At 44.5% G+C, this 14119-nt stretch carries 13 protein-coding genes and 2 pseudogenes; 11 read left to right on the top strand and 4 right to left on the bottom strand.

The genetic code is table 11. From position 1 onward, the window contains the following. Positions 1-320 precede the first annotated feature (320 nt). The 7 genes and pseudogenes from LW728_RS18375 to LW728_RS18345 form a co-directional block, all read left to right on the top strand. Positions 321-1259: a DUF4351 domain-containing protein gene (locus LW728_RS18375; protein WP_287668444.1), complete on the top strand. Its 939-nt coding sequence runs from the start codon at positions 321-323 to the stop codon at positions 1257-1259. 57 nt (positions 1260-1316) lie between these two features. Continuing rightward, positions 1317-2214, top strand: a pseudogene (locus LW728_RS18370) (DUF4351 domain-containing protein). Positions 2215-2490: 276 nt separating this feature from the next. Next, positions 2491-4569, top strand: coding sequence for a glycogen debranching protein GlgX (glgX, locus tag LW728_RS18365; protein ID WP_287767574.1), 2079 nt, complete (start codon positions 2491-2493; stop codon positions 4567-4569). Between the two features lie 115 nt (positions 4570-4684). Beyond that, positions 4685-5446 carry a DUF3887 domain-containing protein gene (locus LW728_RS18360; protein WP_287767572.1) on the top strand — a complete coding sequence of 254 codons (762 nt, stop codon included), beginning with the start codon at positions 4685-4687 and terminating at the stop codon, positions 5444-5446. Positions 5447-5492: 46 nt separating this feature from the next. Continuing rightward, positions 5493-6791, top strand: a complete 1299-nt coding sequence (gene eno / locus LW728_RS18355; protein WP_287767570.1) for a phosphopyruvate hydratase — start codon at positions 5493-5495, stop codon at positions 6789-6791. 463 nt (positions 6792-7254) lie between these two features. Next, on the top strand, positions 7255-8004 hold the full coding sequence (locus tag LW728_RS18350; RefSeq protein ID WP_287767568.1) for an SIMPL domain-containing protein: 750 nt from the start codon (positions 7255-7257) through the stop codon (positions 8002-8004). Between the two features lie 235 nt (positions 8005-8239). Then, a pseudogene (locus LW728_RS18345) lies at positions 8240-8405 on the top strand (transposase); the annotation flags it as partial. Positions 8406-8588: 183 nt separating this feature from the next. Here LW728_RS18345 and LW728_RS18340 read toward each other — a convergent pair. After that, positions 8589-8978 carry an AbrB family transcriptional regulator gene (locus LW728_RS18340; protein ID WP_002737568.1) on the bottom strand — a complete coding sequence of 130 codons (390 nt, stop codon included), beginning with the start codon at positions 8976-8978 and terminating at the stop codon, positions 8589-8591. Positions 8979-9278: 300 nt separating this feature from the next. Between LW728_RS18340 and LW728_RS18335 the strand changes: the two genes are divergently transcribed. The 3 genes from LW728_RS18335 to cbiB are packed head-to-tail and all read left to right on the top strand — an operon-like array spanning position 9279 to position 11126. Further along, positions 9279-9722, top strand: a complete 444-nt coding sequence (locus LW728_RS18335; RefSeq protein WP_002783777.1) for an Rrf2 family transcriptional regulator — start codon at positions 9279-9281, stop codon at positions 9720-9722. Beyond that, positions 9670-10143 (top strand): GFA family protein, encoded by a 474-nt coding sequence (locus tag LW728_RS18330; RefSeq protein WP_002802937.1) that lies wholly within the window; start codon positions 9670-9672, stop codon positions 10141-10143. The genes LW728_RS18335 and LW728_RS18330 overlap by 53 nt, the downstream gene beginning before the upstream one ends. 2 nt (positions 10144-10145) lie before the next feature. Continuing rightward, positions 10146-11126: an adenosylcobinamide-phosphate synthase CbiB gene (cbiB, locus tag LW728_RS18325; protein ID WP_287767566.1), complete on the top strand. Its 981-nt coding sequence runs from the start codon at positions 10146-10148 to the stop codon at positions 11124-11126. Here cbiB and LW728_RS18320 read toward each other — a convergent pair. Beyond that, the gene (locus LW728_RS18320; protein WP_002802940.1) at positions 11097-11441 is read right to left on the bottom strand and encodes a hypothetical protein; all 345 of its coding nucleotides are present in this window, start codon (positions 11439-11441) and stop codon (positions 11097-11099) included. The genes cbiB and LW728_RS18320 overlap by 30 nt on opposite strands. A 363-nt stretch (positions 11442-11804) precedes the next feature. Then, positions 11805-12449 carry a lysophospholipid acyltransferase family protein gene (locus LW728_RS18315; protein WP_002736110.1) on the bottom strand — a complete coding sequence of 215 codons (645 nt, stop codon included), beginning with the start codon at positions 12447-12449 and terminating at the stop codon, positions 11805-11807. Between the two features lie 283 nt (positions 12450-12732). Here LW728_RS18315 and LW728_RS18310 point away from each other — a divergent pair, with 283 nt between their 5' ends. Continuing rightward, positions 12733-12933, top strand: coding sequence for a hypothetical protein (locus LW728_RS18310; protein WP_002798182.1), 201 nt, complete (start codon positions 12733-12735; stop codon positions 12931-12933). 134 nt (positions 12934-13067) lie between these two features. Here the strand turns inward: LW728_RS18310 and LW728_RS18305 are convergent. Continuing rightward, a partial coding sequence (locus LW728_RS18305) for a type IIL restriction-modification enzyme MmeI (RefSeq protein WP_287767563.1) occupies positions 13068-14119 on the bottom strand: 1052 nt, incomplete at its 5' end.

Raw genomic sequence — 14119 nt, 5'->3', positions numbered from 1 at the left:
AAGGTGATTAAAAGGAGAGGCTATGGATTTAGAAACTTTAAAAACTTTAGTCTTAGATGTTTATTAAATTGGCATTTTGCTAGTTGATTTTACATGGTAAGTTCGGAAGAACCACAAAAGATTTTATAACCGGTGCGACCTAATCCACAGACGATGATTTGCGGTTTCATTCGTCGAGCGCGTTTTTTGCTGATTAACCTTTCAGTTTTAGCGCAAAAACTAGGAAAAATCTGTAACTAAAGCTGCAATGCTGCTAATTTTTCTAATCAGGCTTTGAAGATGATAAAATAACCCTGATCATCGATTGAATCACTTCAGCCTTGACTCGCTTTCTTTGGGACAAATTTAGTAAAGATTACCTCGAAACTTTTCTTGCTTCTTCCGGTGACGTGAAAACTAGCCTTGATGTGACGGCAGAAACTCAAGAAATCGATGTGTATTTTCGACCGACTTCTCCCAAAATACCGCCCGAATTAGGCCTATTGGGCAAATTAGCTCAAACCCCTTGTCTATTGGAACCCTATCGCAATCCTGTCATGATTGAGGGAATTCTCGCTTGTTTATCTAAACTGTTGACTGTGCGGGAACAATTACAAAGAGAAGCTCACCGTCATCAACAACCCTTATTAGCAGAAAATATCCCTAGACTATGGATACTAAATCCTACGGCCAGTCAAAGAATTATAACTGCTTTTTCCGCTCTCAATCATCCAGATTGGGGAGAAGGAATTTATTTTTTACCTCCAGCATTAACCACATCCCTTATTGTCCTGCATCAATTACCTGAAACCCCTGAAACCCTTTGGTTAAGATTATTAGGCAGAGGAGGAACCAGAAGCAGAGCGATTGATGAATTAGAGGCCTTGTCTTCTAGTCATCCCTTTAAATCAGCTTCCTTGAAATTATTATACAATTTGAGTAGGAACTTGCAAGCCTTACCCAAAAGAACCCAGGAGGAGAGAAAATTTATCATGCGTTTAGCCCCTTTATACGAACAAGATAGAGAAAAAGCTATTCAACAAGGAGAAGCTATCGGACTTCAAAAAGGTAGAATCGAAGGGATTCAACAAGGAGAAGCTATCGGACTTCAAAAAGAAGCATCCAAGTTAGTGCTACGTCAACTAAAGCGACGTTTTGGTCCACTGACCCCGCATATCACCGAAACTATTCAAAAACTCTCAGTAGAAAAATTAGAAGACTTAGGAGAAGCATTAATAGACTTTGAGACTCAAGCTGACTTAATTAATTGGCTGAACTAATAAATAGGCTTTGAAGATGATAAAATAATCATCATCATTGATTTAATAACTTAGGTCTTGACTCGCTTTCTTTGGGATAAATTTAGTGAAAGACTACCTCGAAACCTTTCTCTCTTCTTCCGGTGACGTGAAAACCAGCCTTGATGTGACGGCAAAAACTCAAGAAATCGATGTGTATTTTCGACCGACTTCCCCCAAAATACCGCCCGAATTAGGTTTATTGGGCAAATTAGCTCAAACCCCTTGTTTATTGGAACCCTATCGCAATCCAGTCACGATTGATGGCATTATTGCCTGTTTATCTAAACTGTTGACTGTGCGGGAACAATTACAAAGAGAAGCTCACCGCAATCAACAACCCTTATTAGCAGAAAATATCCCTAGACTATGGATACTAACTCCTACGGCCAGTCAAAGAATTATAACTGCTTTTTCCGCTCTCAATCATCCAGATTGGGGAGAAGGAATTTATTTTTTACCTCCAGCATTAACCACAGCCATTATTGTCCTGCATCAATTACCTGAAACCCCTGAAACCCTTTGGTTAAGATTATTAGGTAGAGGAGGAACCAGAAGCAGAGCGATTGATGAATTAGAGGCATTATCTTCTAGTCATCCTTTCAAATCAGCTGCCTTAAAATTATTATACAATTTGAGTAGGAACTTGCAAGCCTTACCCAAAAGAACCCAGGAAGAGAGTAAATTTATTATGCGTTTAGCCCCTTTATACGAACAAGATAGAGAAAAAGCTATTCAACAAGAAGAAGCTATCGGACTTCAACAAGGAGAAGCCAATCTAGTGCTACGCTTACTTAACCGACGTTTTGGTGAACTTCCCCCGCATATTACCGAAACTATCCAAAAACTAACCGTAGAACAATTAGAAGACTTAGGAGAAGCATTACTAGACTTTAAGAGTCAAGCTGACTTAATTAATTGGCTTAATCAAGCCTAGAATATTCGGGAAAGGTCATTTAAAACTCCTATATTTTTTTCTTGATTGCTCGGAAAATTGAGAGCTTTATTGAATAGGGCAAGGTCTTAGAAATTAATCACGCCATCTCCAAGAAAATCTGGATTTGCTGATTTGAATTCTGAGCTTCTTGGGTGAGATTTTCACAACCTAGACCAAAACTAACTTTTGGATAGGACACACATTTGGGATTCATAGCTTGATTCAACAACGCCGAATAATCTTATACTACTCCTAATCACTTCTCATCTCTTGACAATGACCTTAGAAACCGATCACGGTAAAAGCCATCCCGTCGGTGCGACTGTCTTGGCCGATGGTGTCAACTTCTCACTATTTTCTAAATATGCCACTGCGATCGAATTATTATTATTTGATGATGCTAATTCTCCCGTACCTAGCCAGACTATTCTCCTCACCCCGCAAACAAACCGCACCTTTTTCTATTGGCATATTTTCGTTCACGGCATTGGAGTCGGTCAAGTGTATGCTTATCGAGTCTATGGTCCGGATAATCCGGCCCAGGGTCATCGCTTCGATCCTGATAAAGTAGTTCTCGATCCCTATGCGAAAGCGATTGTCGGTGCGGAAATTTATGATCGGCAAGCTGCCAGCGAAAAAGGCGATAATTGTCATCGAGCTTTGCGGGGTCTGGTAGTGGATACGGGCCGCTATGATTGGGAAGATGACAAACCGCTACGCACTCCCTACTCTGCCAGTTTTATCTACGAAATGCACGTCGGTGGTTTTACTCGCAACCCGAATTCTGGCGTTAGCGAGGAAAAAAGAGGTACTTTTGCGGGATTAATCGAAAAAATACCCTATTTAAAAAACTTAGGCATTACTGCCGTGGAATTGTTACCGATTCATTACTTTGATCCCGCTGCCGCTATGCCGGGGTTAACTAACTATTGGGGTTATAGCACGATCGGCTTTTTTGCGCCCCATGCTGGCTACAGTAGCGATCGCTCACCCCTGGGTCCTTTGAATGAATTTCGGGATCTGGTGAAAGCGTTACACAAAGCGGGGATCGAAGTGATTCTCGATGTGGTTTTCAATCATACCGCCGAGGGGGACGAAACCGGGCCGACTCTTTCCTTGAAAGGTATCGATAATCGCACCTACTATATCCTCGATGCGGTCGATAAAAGCCTCTATAGCAACTATACCGGCTGTGGTAACACCCTCAAGGGTAGTCATCCCATTGTCGGCAAAATGATTCTCGATTGTTTGCGCTATTGGGTGTCGGAAATGCACGTGGATGGTTTTCGCTTTGACCTAGCGGCCGTATTATCGCGCAATGTGGACGGGGAACCGATCCTGCAAAAAGGTTATAACATGATCTGGGCGATCGAATCGGATCCGGTCTTAGCCGGGACAAAATTAATCGCCGAAGCTTGGGACGCGGCAGGATTGTATAGTGTCGGTCAATTTGTCGAATTTGCCGATTGGTTTTCCGAGTGGAATGGTCCTTTTCGCGATGATGTGCGCGCTTTTGTCCGGGGAGATACCGGCATAGTCAGCAAATTAGCGGCGCGGATTTTAGGAAGCCCCGACATATACCACAGACCTGACAACAATGTCAAGAGAAGTATAAATTTTGTTACCTGTCACGATGGCTTTACCCTTAACGATCTAGTGTCCTACGACGAGAAACACAACGAGGCTAACGGCGAGAAGAATCGGGACGGTTGCAACGATAATTTTAGCTGGAATTGTGGGATAGAAGGGGAAACCAATAACGAGGCGATTAAAACCCTGCGACTGCAACAAATAAAAAATCTCTTAACGATCCTGTTCATTTCCCAAGGAACACCTATGCTGTTGATGGGGGACGAAGTGCGACGCACCCAAAAGGGCAACAATAACGCCTATTGTCAGGATAACCAGTTAAGTTGGTTCGATTGGAGTGCGGTAGAGCAAGAGTTCGATCTTTGGTGTTTCGTAAGGAGACTGATCGATTTTAATAAAAAATTAGCTCTTTTCCGTCAGGAAAAATTGCTAGAAGTCACCTATACCAGTCTTGAACCCCATCTCAGTTGGCATGGCGTACAGTTGAGTAAACCCGATTGGTCGGAAGATTCCCGCAGTTTAGCTTTTTCCCTGCGTCATCCCAAGGCGAACGAGTATTTACACATTATGCTGAACGCTTACTGGGAATCTCTCAACTTCCAGTTACCCCCCTTGGGACAAGGGGAAAAATGGCATCGCGTCATCGATACTGCTGGGCAATTGTCCGAGGCAGCCTGTGATTTAGATGCCGAGGCCGCTGTTGAATCGGAAACCTATCGGGTGCAAGCGCGCTCGGCGGTAGTCTTAATCGTTAAACCAGTATAACAAGGGGAGAGATATTACCCGATCGAGCGATCTTGAATGCTTTAACTAATGAACAATGGCATCAATTCAATCGTCAAGTGGAAAAACGTTATTTATTTGCGGAGCAATAGCTGAAATGATGCGGCTTTCATTAGCGAAACGGGTATCGATTCTCTCTTTGTGTTTAATTGGTTTTTCCCTGCCTTGGACCGCGTTCAGCGTTTCACCGGTACAGGCGAACCTAGAACCGACTGCGATCGCTATTGGTGATCCCGTCCGAGAAGAAAAGCAAGCTCGGCAGTTAGTAGAATGGTTGGGAACTAAACAATACGGTAAAGTTATTGCAGCTTTGTCACCCCAACTAAAACCCCTCTGGACTGCCGAAAAACTGCAAAAGGTCTGGGAAAGCCAAGTCACTGACAATACTGGACCGTTTAAGCGCATTGTCAAAAGCAAGCTACTCGATGCTATCAATGCCAATCTGGTGATTGTCACCGTTGAATTTGAGAAAGTTACCGAAGATGTGACAGTTACCTTTAACCGGGCTGGTCAGATAGTTGCCGCCGATTTTCCCGAATTTCGCAGTATTTCTGAGATTGGCGATGCTTTTGTCAAGGCTTTGGCCAATAAAGACTACGGCCTGGCCAGAGGTTATCTACACCCTTTTCTCAAAGCTGAGGTTTTCCCCACCAGAGTGCAAGGCGCTTGGGAAAATTTACTTAAGCGTACCGGCCCCGTGCGTCGGGTTGTGGGAACTCAGGTCAGAAAAGGTTCGGATACGGACGGCGTGGATTTGGTGTTGGTGACGATTCAATTTGAAAAACTGACGGATACTTTAATCCTCGTTTTTGATGATCAAAAGCAGATTGTCAACGTGGATTTCCCTTTAGGCAATTAGTAATCGGCCGAAATTACCGCGTAAATTGAGTTGGAGACGATAAGTTATGTTAGATAAAATCGAAGTTCCCATCGAAGCGATCGCAGCTAGGGAGATTCTAGATTCCCGCGGCCGTCCCACTATCGAAGCCGAAGTGCTGTTAGAATCGGGGGCGATGGGTTTGGCCCAGGTTCCCAGTGGCGCTTCTACGGGCAGTTTTGAAGCCCACGAATTGCGCGATGATGATCCCCAGCGTTACGGTGGTAAGGGTGTCCTAAAAGCGGTTCGCAATGTCCACGAAAAAATTGTCCCGGTTTTGGAGGGGATGAATGCTTTCGACCAAGCTAGTATCGATTTAGCTATGATCGATCGCGATGGCACGGCCAATAAACGAGAATTAGGGGCTAATGCTATCCTAGCCGTCTCTCTAGCTACGGCCAAAGCGGCGGCGGCGGATCTGGGCTTGCCTCTCTATCGTTATCTCGGTGGCCCGATGGCCAATGTGCTACCCGTGCCGATGATGAACGTGATCAATGGTGGTTCTCACGCCGATAATAACGTCGATTTTCAGGAGTTTATGATCTTCCCCATCGGGGCCGATTCTTTTAAGGAAGGTTTGCGTTGGGGGGCGGAAGTATTCGCCGCTTTGGGTAAGGCCTTGCACGAACGCAAATTACTGACCGGTGTGGGCGATGAGGGCGGTTATGCTCCGAATTTGGGTTCAAATCAGGAAGCTTTGGATATTTTAATCGAATCGATCGAACGTGCTGGTTATAAACCGGGGTCGCAGGTGGCTTTGGCTATGGATGTGGCCGCCAGTGAATTCTATCGGGATGGTCAATACATCTACGATGGTTCTTCCCATTCTCCCGCCGAAATGGTGGATTTTTTGGCTAGTTTAGTCGATCGCTACCCGATTATTTCTATTGAAGACGGTTTACACGAGGAAGATTGGGATAACTGGAAATTATTGACCGATAAACTGGGGGCGCGGATTCAGTTGGTGGGCGATGATTTGATGGTGACTAATCCCATCCGTCTGCAAAGAGCGATCGATCTGGGTATTGCTAACTCAATCCTGATTAAACTCAATCAGATCGGTTCTTTGACGGAAACCCTACAAACGATCGCCCTGGCTACCCGTCACGGTTATCGTTCTGTCATCAGTCATCGTTCCGGAGAAACGGAAGACACCACGATCGCGGATCTGGCGGTGGCTACTAATGCTGGACAGATTAAAACTGGTTCTCTCAGTCGCAGTGAACGGGTCGCTAAGTATAATCGCTTATTACGCATCGAAGAAGAATTGGGCGATCGGGCGGTGTACGCGCCGAAAGTCGGTTTGGGTCCAAAATTCTTGGCCTAAAATTTGCAAAAAGTCTTGCAGTGATCGAAAAAGGGTGTTATACTAAAAACACTGATAACTGATAACTGGTCACTGACTATTGTGGTACTTCGCTGGAACCTTTTTCGGCGAAGTATTTATTTTTGGCCTTTTTTCTGCACCAAGCTATGATTTTTGGATCAAAGGTGTTATAGTAAAGGTACTGATAACTGATAACTGGTCACTGACTATTGTGGTACTTCGCTGAAACCTTTTTCGGCGAAGTATTTATTTAACCACAGTTCGGGTTAAACAGAGGAGGATAAAGCCCATTCCATGGTCAAGCTGAACTTATCGGGCGTTATCGCAGCCAGCGATAGGGAGTTTTTGGGGAAGGGAAAGTTCCCCGTCAGATTTCGACCTCCATTGATTTTTGTAAATAATAATTTCAAGGCACTCGCTACTAGCATAGGATAGAAACGTCGGATTTCTAGGATGGGGGATGATGAAAGACAGTTCTATATTTCGACGTTTCCCACAGGTGTTCGCGGGTTTATCGGTGCTATCGATCGCTCTCGTCTTGAGTTCGTGGATAGCGGCACGCTCGTTCTTGGCGGTGAAACGGGCGAGCGATGTTTTTGTCGTGACCGGTTCGGCCAAAAGGGCGATTACATCCGATTATCTTCTCTGGCGTTTATCGGTTTCCAGTCAACAACCTACCGCCCAGGATGCCTACCGCGATCTGATCCGGCAAACCCAGCGGATACGAGCTTATCTCAAAGAAAAACAAGTTCCGGAGGACGCAATCACCACTAACGCGATCGAGACGATGGCGATTCCCGAAGTAACAGCTAACGGTCAGGAAACCGGGCAAATTCTCGCCTATCGTCTCACCCAGCGCTTCGAGATCCGAGCGAGCGATGTGGCCCGTTACACGGAACTTTCTAGGCAGGTAACGGAATTGATTGAGGAGGGAATTAACCTCGTCTCTGAACCTCCCCAATATCTTTACACCCAACTGGATAAGCTGCGGGTGGAAATGGTGGCGGCAGCGACCAAAGATGCGAGAGCGAGGGCTGAGGCGATCGCTAGTAGTACCGGCAGTCGGGTGGGAAGGGTGCGCGATGCGAAAACGGGAGTTTTTCAGATCACCTCGCGCAATTCCACTGACGTGAGCGATTCGGGAATTTACGACACTTCCTCGATCGACAAAGATATTACCGCAGTGGTTTCGGTAACTTTCGGGATCGAGTGAATTATAGTCTTTACCCACGGCTGCATCTGATTTTTGTCAAGCTACCCAGTGGGGATTTTTCAAGAGAAACTCTCTGCTAAAATTGGCCGTTATTGGCGATTTTTTCCTCAATCCCGCCGCTGATTAGCTTTTGCAGTGGGATGCTTAGATGCGGCTTCGTGGCATTTGTACTAATTTAAGGATGACTGATCATTGTTGATTGTCGTTATTTCTGCACATCTGAGATGCTCCCAGAAAGTCCGGACAAGCTAAGAGAAGATTTTAGTTTCAATCTGGTCATGACAAAACTACCTGAAACTTCAGGAACTGTCCTTGCTATTATCTTTTTGGTTGTCAATCTTTCCCAACTGCTTCGGCAGTTTTTTTGGGCTTTTTTTGTCTTTCTGGCTTTTTTTGCGAACAAATGAACTAAGATAGTCCTTCTCTTTAATAAAAATTATGTTTAAAGTTGTTTTGTATAAGTAAAGCTTATCAATTGGGCGACAAATCAGTGGCATTCAATAGCATGATTTCTGGAGCGAATTTTTCAGCAGCCCCTATCTAATGGCAAGGAGAGAGTGAAACGGCTCTCTCCTTAATTATGGCTATTCGTCGTCGTCGCTGGCGCCAACTTGCTTGAGATGAATATGTTTTCTCCCCAAAGTAATTTCAAATTCATCTCCCGGTTTGAGTCCCATTTTTTTGGTGTAGGCCGAACCGATCAGGAGATTATTATTTGATTGGACACTGATGCGGTAGCTGGCCGAGCGCCCACCTCGTCCGTGGCCATTGGCACTGCTATCTAAGTCAATTCCCTCAGCATCGATTAAAGCATTGAGAAATTTCATCATATTAACGCGTTCGATACCATTTTTTGTCATGGTATAGTAGCCGCATTCCCGGGCTTTTTCCTCTTTGCTGAGGTTGCCTAGCTGTTTAACTTTCTCAATTAGTTCGAGGCCAGTCAGGGGTTCTGGATTAGTAGTTGTGTTCATTTAAGTTTGCAGTAGATAAGTAAAGGTTAGGGTCATCAAGGCTAGTCGAGGAGAATTGCTCCCCCTGACCAGAAACAATCGGGTTACGATTGATCTCTACACTTATCTTACACGGTATAAACTAAAAATTATCACTTGCTTGAGGAAATTGATTGTAATTGATTAGACTCTATCTCTCGATCAAAATCTTAACAGAATTTATCAATGTTGATCGAGATGCTGAGGGAAGGGAGGTTAGCCTTTCTGTCATCAATGAGGGCAGGGGGTAGGATAGAGATCAAGAGGTAAAAATGAGGGATAATGAAGCTAACAACTAGGGGTCACTATAGTGTTAAAGCCTTGCTGGATCTTAGTTTACAACCGAGGGGAACTCCCGTATCGGTAAAATCGATCGCCCTGCGTCAAGATATCCCGGCCGCTTATCTAGAGAAATTGCTCATAGAAATGCGACGAGCGGGGTTAGTTCGTTCCTTTCGGGGAGCGCAAGGGGGTTATCAATTGGCCAGGCCGGCAAATCGTATCTCGTTGGGGCAAATTTTGGAGGCGGTGGGAGAGACGATCGAGCCATTATCAGGCTATCATCCCAGGGACGAACAGGCAGAAGATTGGGTGACATTTACTATCTGGAAACACCTCCACGAGAAATTAAAAGAGGCCCTGGGGAAGATTACCTTAGCCGATTTATACTACGATGCGCGTAGCTGGATCGCCGCTAGGGGAGAGGAAACCAGCTTTATTGTTTAGTAGTTTAGAAGTTATGACAGCAACAACTCAAGCAAAGATTTATGGGGGAGGTTGTCACTGTGGAGCGATCCGTTTTCAAGTGGCGATCGAGCATGATCAAGCTCTAGACTGTAATTGTTCGATTTGTCAGAAAAAAGGTTTTCTGCATCTGATTGTTCCTTCAGCACAATTTACCCTCCTAAGCGGTGAAGATTTCTTAAGTACCTACACATTTAATACCCACACAGCCCAACATTATTTTTGTCGTGTTTGTGGTATTCATCCTTTCTATCGTCCCCGCTCCCATCCTGACGCTATAGATATAAACCTGCGCTGTTTGGAGGGTAATGTCTTAGGGGATTTTCAGATCCAGTTCTTTGATGGGGCTAACTGGGAAGACAATATTGAGAAAATTCGGGATGTCGATGGTAAAAGGGAGTAATTGTGAAGGAAACGGCAACGGCGATCATTTTAGTATTAGGGGCAGTTTTAGATTATCTGATCGGCGATCCCTGGGGATGGATTCATCCAGTGCAGGTGATGGGGGCGATTATTGCCGTTGCCACAAAAGTTATCCTTAATTGGACGCGGGAAAAAATTCGCCAACGTTTAGGGGGCATAATTCTGGGACTGGGTTTAATTATCTTGACTGGGGCCTTAACTTGGCTAGGAATCCAATGGTTAGGTCAGGTCAATTTGCTGCTGAGTTACCTAGTACAAATGATTCTCTTGGCTAGTTGTTTAGCCGGTAGAAGTTTACGCAGGGCTGCCGAAACCGTCATCGCAGCTTTACAAGCGGAAAATATCACCTTAGCTCGTTGCCAACTAAGTTTATACGTTGGTCGCGACACAGATAATCTCAGCCGCGAAGAAATCCTCCGCGCCCTATTAGAAACCGTCAGTGAAAATGGTGTGGATGGAGTTACCGCGCCGCTTTTTTATGCCCTTCTCGGTGCCTTTCTGGGGGTGGGACCAGTTCCCCTCGCTTGCGCTTATAAAGCCGCTAGTACCCTCGATTCGATGATTGGCTATCGTCGGCCACCCTACACCCATATTGGCTGGTTTAGTGCCAAAAGCGAGGATGTTTTCACATGGCTACCCTGTCGTTTAACGGTCTTAACTCTCGCCCTAATTTCGGGCCGGCCGGGGCGAGTTTTAAGCATTTGTTGGCGCGATGCCCGTCGGGATCCTAGTCCTAATTCCGGTTGGAGTGAATGCGTCTATGGGGCGATTTTGGGGGTGCAATTGGGGGGGAAAAATCAATATCGGGGCCAGATTGTGGAAAAACCTTTATTAGGCGATAACCTCAACCCGATTACTGTCAAAACCGTCGAACAGGCTTTGCATTTAACTCGTACTTGTGTATTACTTTGGTTAGCGATCGCTGTTAGCTGCTTAGTTGCTAGAGATTTTGCTCAATTTTAGCGACCAGAGGCGACGGCGTTGACGGGATTGACGCTGCCAGTAACGGATAATCAGGGAGAAGGTCAAGAATAGGGATTGCAGTATCTGTATCTGTCCGCAGAGGCGTTGATAGTTTTGTCGGAGATAATAGGTTTTCGCCCCGGCGATGAGAATATATTCGGGGGCGGGGTAAAAAACGTGGTGTAAACGTCGTTCCACCCGGTTTAAAATTTTGGTCACTCGCCCTAAAATCCGCCGCAATTGCCACAATTTCCAGAGTAGAAAGCAATTAAATAAAGTTAAGCCTAGATTGAAGCCGAGGACAAAAAAGAACATGGTCGAGGCGATGGTCGAGTTATGCCAATTTTAGCCTAGATTCCCGACTTGAAAGTGTCGGGGAAAGAAATCTAATCAGCTGCCCGGGTATTTAGGGTTTGCTGAATAAGCTGTTCGTAATTTAAATTGCTTGTTGAGATCAGGCGGTCGGCGGTCGGCAGGAGTCAGTATTCAGGAGTCAGGAGATAGGAGACAGGTTTTGGGGGTTGGGGTTTTGGGGTTTTGGGGTTTTAGTTCAATTTCCCCACTTCCCCCCCCCAATTCATAATTCATAATTCATAATTCATAATTCCCACACCCCACACCCCACACCCCACACCCCACACCCTGCCCCCAGGAAAAGCTTTTTGCCGCAAACCCTAGTTAGCGTCCGAGGGCGTGTAATCCGTTAATAATTTCGGCACAGCGCTCGGTAACTGCCTGTAAAGCCTCTCTTTTGCTAGAAATCGGTGGCGGCAGCACTTCTCCGATGCGAATAGTTAAGGGGATACTATGGGGAAAAGAAGAACCTTTTTGAAAAATCTTTTCTGTCCCCCATAAACTGACGGGTAACAGGGGAACTCCCGCTTTAGCGGCAATCATCGCCGCGCCTAGTTTTGGTTGATGGATCAATCCGTCCTCGGTGCGGGTTCCCTCCAGAAACACTCCCACTGCCCAGCCCGCTGCTAATGCTCCCATCGCCGCCCGAATTGCCCCGCGATCACCACTGCTGCGTTTGACGGGATAGGCCCCATAAAGAGCGATCGCCTGTTTTAAAATCGGGATGGTAAATAATTCTTCTTTAGCCATATAAGCTACGGGACGACGCACGGCACAGGATAATAGGGGTGGATCGAAGTAACTGGCGTGATTGCAGACGATAATCAGAGGATGACGACGGGGGACATTTTCCACTCCGTAAACGCGACCGCGAAAATAGCCGTGTAGGGTTGGGCTAACGATCGACCATTTAAAGAGATGATATAAAACTAAACTGGCAAAAGGTTCTCGCTCTTGAGGCTGGTTCATGACTGACAATTGTTACCTAGACATGGAAAAGCCCCTGGGAGTCTTGCCGTGTTTCGACCCCAAGGACTTTGCTTTCTTCTCACTCCTCACACAATTAAAATCTATAGCAATTTATGGGTTAGGGAAAGGTTAAGCGTGCCGCTTTCTTAACTGGCATAATTACTTACCTACGGTTGAGAGCGCCAAAAGGATTAGCAAGATGTGTAATTAATTTTGCCTAGGTACTGAAAAAAAGTTGGGTTAAAATATAAAGGCCAAATCTAGTGAGAAAAAGAGATTTTTTATGGAAAAACAGGTAAATTGTGCGGTAGATTGCCTAAATGGTTGTATTTTAGGCGATAAATGCCCCAATCAAGCCCATGCCGCCGAAGCAGCCAAATTTATTGCCGAAACTTCTTTGGAAAAGATGCTAGAAATGGCAGAAGCCGCTAGACTGAAAAAACTGACGCAACCGACCCAATGGATTATTCCCGATGATTTCTAGGGTTTGATAGGGGAAGGGAGAACGGGTAAGAAGGTCGCTGTACCTGATTACTCCCAATAGCACTATATCAGGTTTTTCCACTGTTGACTGTTCACTGTTGACTGAATAAAAGGCAGACAAGCAAGCATTTTCGGTTATTGAGAATTTTTTCGTTTCCTGGGTTTTTGTTTGCTGGTAGGGAGTAGGGGAGCGGTTAATTTTTCATAGAGTTCAAAAAGGTATTCAATACGATTTAATTCACTGGTAAAGGGTTGGGGACGATAACACAAATCAACGGCTTTGTCAAGTTTTTGGTGAGCTTTGAGCAAGTCGGGAGGCATGGTTAAAGGGTCGTATAAATCCGCAAGACTACTATCGGGATATTTTGCCCTAGTATCTAGCACAGCTTGAGCGCAAGTTTCAACGGTTTGTTTTTGTTTGTCGGTGATATTTTCTGGAAAAGGAAAATTATTATAAACGATGGTGTTTGAATAACGATAATCACTTTTTAATCTTCCGCAAACATATTTAACCCATGCCATGTGCATTTCTGAAGTTAAGATACCAAAATGATAAAGAGTTGCATAAGGAATAATTAAACATGAATTACTTGTAATTATATCAGGAGATAAAAATCCAGTTGGAATATATTTTCTATTCTCTGATGAAACACCCGGAATAAGTAAATAATTAGTATCAGGTTGTCTATTTTCTCCAAAAAGAGTTGGAAATTTAGATAATTCTTGAGTGGTTTTTCGATTGCTTTCACTTCGCACTTTTCTAACTTCTTCAACTCTTCTATAAATTTCTTTTGACTTCTTTAATTCTTGAGGTTGAATGTTAACAAGCCAAAGACAATAACGAGAATAACCATTAATAAATTCTTGCGCCCCTGTATAGCGTCTTATCCATTTATCAGCATCAGGTTCATTCTTAACTAATTCTTCTTTTTCAGATTGTGAAAGAATAAGATGACCACCATCATTTGGCATACTTCCAAAGTTTATGTCTGGAACAGATGAAATGGTTTTTCTTCTACTTAAAATTACCAAGTCACTACCCTCAACTAGATAAGGATTAATATTTTTAACCCTTCTTTCTGTTGGTTCACCTTTAATATCAGCATAATCAAAAATACGTTTATTGTCAATATCTTCTAGCCCAAAACCAATAATAACACAATGAACTGCGGCGTTTCCTTTTGCTT

Source organism: Microcystis sp. 49638_E5, assembly GCF_021300285.1.
Lineage (GTDB): Bacteria > Cyanobacteriota > Cyanobacteriia > Cyanobacteriales > Microcystaceae > Microcystis > Microcystis aeruginosa_C.
Note: the sequence above shows the minus strand (reverse complement) of the source record. Positions and strands in the feature narration are given on the sequence as shown.

Bases quoted from the DNA above. Each gene is read 5' to 3' on its own strand.
- LW728_RS18315 (WP_002736110.1), bottom strand. From the start codon at position 12,449: ATGAACCAGCCTCAAGAGCGAGAACCTTTTGCCAGTTTAGTTTTATAT.
- glgX (WP_287767574.1), top strand. From the start codon at position 2,491: ATGACCTTAGAAACCGATCACGGTAAAAGCCATCCCGTCGGTGCGACT.
- LW728_RS18350 (WP_287767568.1), top strand. From the start codon at position 7,255: ATGAAAGACAGTTCTATATTTCGACGTTTCCCACAGGTGTTCGCGGGT.
- LW728_RS18360 (WP_287767572.1), top strand. From the start codon at position 4,685: ATGATGCGGCTTTCATTAGCGAAACGGGTATCGATTCTCTCTTTGTGT.
- LW728_RS18330 (WP_002802937.1), top strand. From the start codon at position 9,670: ATGCGCGTAGCTGGATCGCCGCTAGGGGAGAGGAAACCAGCTTTATTG.
- LW728_RS18310 (WP_002798182.1), top strand. From the start codon at position 12,733: ATGGAAAAACAGGTAAATTGTGCGGTAGATTGCCTAAATGGTTGTATT.
- LW728_RS18320 (WP_002802940.1), bottom strand. From the start codon at position 11,441: ATGTTCTTTTTTGTCCTCGGCTTCAATCTAGGCTTAACTTTATTTAAT.
- eno (WP_287767570.1), top strand. From the start codon at position 5,493: ATGTTAGATAAAATCGAAGTTCCCATCGAAGCGATCGCAGCTAGGGAG.
- LW728_RS18335 (WP_002783777.1), top strand. From the start codon at position 9,279: ATGAAGCTAACAACTAGGGGTCACTATAGTGTTAAAGCCTTGCTGGAT.
- LW728_RS18340 (WP_002737568.1), bottom strand. From the start codon at position 8,978: ATGAACACAACTACTAATCCAGAACCCCTGACTGGCCTCGAACTAATT.